General features: G+C 40.9%; 2 protein-coding genes. One reads left to right on the top strand and one right to left on the bottom strand.

Features of this window, described 5'->3' with window-relative positions; translation table 11 throughout:
• Nucleotides 1-383 precede the first annotated feature (383 nt).
• Nucleotides 384-1,307, top strand: coding sequence for a polyisoprenyl-teichoic acid--peptidoglycan teichoic acid transferase TagU (tagU, locus tag V7Z64_RS12240; RefSeq protein WP_297991203.1), 924 nt, complete (start codon nucleotides 384-386; stop codon nucleotides 1,305-1,307).
• 126 nt (nucleotides 1,308-1,433) lie between these two features.
• Here the strand turns inward: tagU and amyS are convergent, their stop codons facing one another.
• Complete coding sequence (gene amyS, locus V7Z64_RS12235; RefSeq protein WP_297991201.1) at nucleotides 1,434-3,275, bottom strand: alpha-amylase; 1,842 nt, start codon at nucleotides 3,273-3,275, stop codon at nucleotides 1,434-1,436.
• Between the last annotated feature and the right edge of the window lie 494 nt (nucleotides 3,276-3,769).

Below are 3,769 nucleotides of genomic sequence, written 5' to 3'. Positions count from 1 at the left end.
GCTGTTTTCGTATTTATGGTATGTATTCTTCTTGCATAAAATTATGAAAAGAGTCCATATTTTTTGGTGGAGTCACTTCTTTTAGCGTTGAGATTCAGCATTTTTTCGGTTCGTATATAAAGACTATTCTCCAACAAATATTTGATCCAAATGCTCGACTAAAGCTAGGTTTGCTTTTACTTCATCCGTGGACAGAGAAAGTGGAACGTGATGAAGACGGTAAATCCCGTTCATATTTAGTGCTCACTCATGAGGCGAGGAAGCGTCTGACGGTTGCTGAATAATGTGTTTCAGCGACTTTTTGACGGTAGTCCCCTTGTCCTTTTTGTTTCCATATGGTACGCTTCACTTGAATGATATCCCAGCATAAAGGGAAGATAGAAATGGAAGCAAACAAACGGGGAAAAAGACGTTATAAGATTATAGCTATTGTTGTGCTACTTCTTGTCATAGCAGGGGCGTATGCTTTTTCGATGTACGGTAAGTTCAAGGAAACAATAAACGAGATGCATGAGCCGATTGAGCGAGAACGTTCGGAACAGCGAGAGAATGAGTTATCACTCGGAAAAGGTGAGCCGATATCTGTTTTGCTTATCGGGGTAGATGAACGTAAAAACGATCGTGGACGAGCAGATTCGTTAATTGTCGTCACGTTGAATCCGAAAGAGCAATCGATTAAAATGTTGAGCATTCCGCGCGATACTCGCACAGCGATCGTCGGAAAAGGAAAAGAGGATAAAATTAACCACTCTTACGCTTTTGGCGGAGTGGAAATGACGATTGCAACGGTTGAGCAGTTTTTACATATTCCAGTTGACTATTATATAAAAGTCAATATGGAAGGTTTCAAGGATATCGTTGATGCGGTTGGCGGTGTAACAGTAAGTAATCCTTTTGCCTTTAATTATGAAGGAGAATCTTTCCCAAAAGGTGAAATTACTTTAGATGGGGATCGTGCTTTAAAATATACGCGCATGCGCTATGATGATCCGCGTGGTGATTTCGGAAGACAAGATCGCCAAAAGCAAGTGATTGCGGCTATTATTAAAAAAGGGGCGAGCTTTTCTTCTCTAGTCAACTATAGCGATATACTTGAAGCCATTGGGAAAAATGTAAAGACGAATATGACGTTTGACGAAATGAAGCAAATTCAAGCGAATTACAAAGAGGCTCGCCATCATATAGAACAACTCCACATGCAAGGAAAAGGTCAAAAAATGAATGGCATTTACTACTTCATTGTCCCTGAGGAAGAAAGGGCAATGATATCCAGCCAATTAAAGAAACATTTAAATATCGGATTGTAACGTCCGTGTTTCGGTCTCTACCATTTGGAATTGGAAAGAGACAAGAAAGCGATGATCCGTGCTAAAGAGCATAATGTGTGCATGAGTACAGCTTGCCGTTTTTATCGGCAAGCTGACTTGAGCATGTTATGGCACGTTCCAGTTTGCAGTATATGATCCGGTTGATGAGAACGGAACAGTATACGTTCGATTGGCTATGCTTTCCCATATAACGTTTCCTGCACTGTCTTTCTTAATAAACTTAAATTCAATTGCTTTTCCTTGAGGCAAGGAAACAGTTGTTTTCCATGTCGGATAAGGGGATGGCGTCATTTGAATAGCATTCGCTATGTTCCAGTTCCCTAGCTCTGGAATATTTCCAACGACATATACGTTTTGTCCATACACTGTCGTTGCGTTGTTGACGGTAAATGTTACGTTTGATGTTTTCGCAACCCAAATGGAAACGGAGCCTCCGTTGACTTTGAACTCTCCCCAGCCATCTGCATTGATCGTTACTGTATCACTTCTGTTTCCAGTTAAATCATAAAAAACTTTACCGGCATGTTTTTTGCCTACATACATCCACTTGCTTCCACCAGGGCCGTCAGTGATTAAAGCTGCGAGTCCAGAGTTTGGTTTTGCGTCTATTCCTTCGCGCGTCCAGCCGATAATATCTTGGTGATCGATATAATCGCGCTGCGTTCCGTATGCGTAGTCTCTACGTGCAATAAGAAGTGGATCGATTTTGCTTTTTAGGCCTGGAATATTGTATTTTGGAATGCCGTAGTAGTCGCCATAAAAAACACATGGATACCCTTCTTGTCTCGTTAAAATAAAGGCGTAAGCAAGTGGTTTAAACCAAGGCTCTACCCAAGATTGCAAAGATTGACCAGGCTGTGTGTCATGGTTGTCAACAAGTGTGACGGCTAGTGCTGGTTGATCTTTCATTAACGTGTTATTCAACAAATAACGCATGTCAAAGTAACCACTTGATTTTGAAGCAATGTAAAAGTTGTTATGCAACGGGGCATCGAATAATGACATAGCCCCATTTGTTTTTGTAATGTAGTTATGCAGTTTATTGACGTCATAGCTCCAAAATTCACCGACGGCAAATAAATTTTTCCCTGTTTGATTACGTACATATGACAGCCAGTCAGGGAAAAAGCTATATTTGATATGTTTCACCGCATCTAAGCGAAACCCGTCTACGTTCGTTGTGTTCGCATACCATTTTCCCCAGTTTTTCAATTCGGCTACCACTTCCGGGTGATCCATATCCAAATCAGCAAACATTAAGTAATCGTAGTTTCCGTTTTCTGTGTCAACTTCCCAATCCCATGCTTTTCCTGTACCACGAAACTTGTAAATTCGACTTAATTGACGGCTTTGATCCCAATCTGTTCCGTCAAAATGATACCAACGCCATTTAAAACTAGAATACGTGTTTCCGCGACCAGGAAAGTCGAACTTCGTCCACGCTTGAATTTGGTATGTGCCTGACACTTCTTGATTACGGTTAGTTGGATTCACTTCAACAGCATCGACCCATTCCGTCGCATCAGCTCCTGCTTTATGATTAAATACAACATCGGCATATATTTGCATCCCTGCCGCCTTAGCAGCTTGAATCGCTTGAATATACTGCGTTTTTGTTCCGTATTTCGTACGAATCGTTCCTTTTTGATTAAATTCCCCTAAATCATATAAATCGTACACGCCGTATCCGACATCGCTTTGACTCGTTCCTTTATATGCCGGTGGGAGCCATAGTGCCGTAATACCTAAAGACGAAAGATTGATAGCTTCATTTTTTACTTTTGTCCATAGTGTGCCATCATTCGGTAAGTCCCACTCGAAATACTGCATCATTGTTCCGTTGACAGGTGCGGTATTTGCTCGGGCGGTTGAAAAGGGCGTGAGAAAGGAAATAATTAAGGTAGCGACGATAGCGTAATACAACCACACTTTTTTCAAATAATTCATACACACACATCCTTTCTTGAAGTAAAGTGATGGTGAAAACGTTTGCATTAAAACATAAACGCGTTTGAAGTCATTATAATGATGATTGTTAACGCTTACAATATAGTTTTTTATTTTCATATATTTCAACAAATATGAGAGCTATATGATGATTTTATGTGGAGAAGTGTATAAAGGGAGCTTTGATAAGCTAAACCAATCGAAGCGAATCGTCGCAAGTCTCGTTTTTTCCCCCATGTCAAAGCAACGCCTTTTCTCCGATCGCAAGGTTATTAATTTGGGTCTTCACCATTTTCTGTGATTTCCAATCAATCCTAGAAACATGTTAGCTGGATGAAATGGGTTCATCAGTCCAGATCCTTCTTCCGCATACAGACCACGAAGTTGGTAGAATGGAAACAGTCAAGTGCTTTCCTTGACGGGTTCCATTCTACCAACTATCATACCGATAGCGGAAGAAGGGAGCGCTTAAGCAGCCTGACTGCTTGTAGTGT

This window comes from Anoxybacillus sp., from assembly GCF_036834105.1.
Lineage (GTDB): Bacteria > Bacillota > Bacilli > Bacillales > Anoxybacillaceae > Anoxybacillus.
This window is presented reverse-complemented; position numbering and strand designations above follow the sequence as displayed.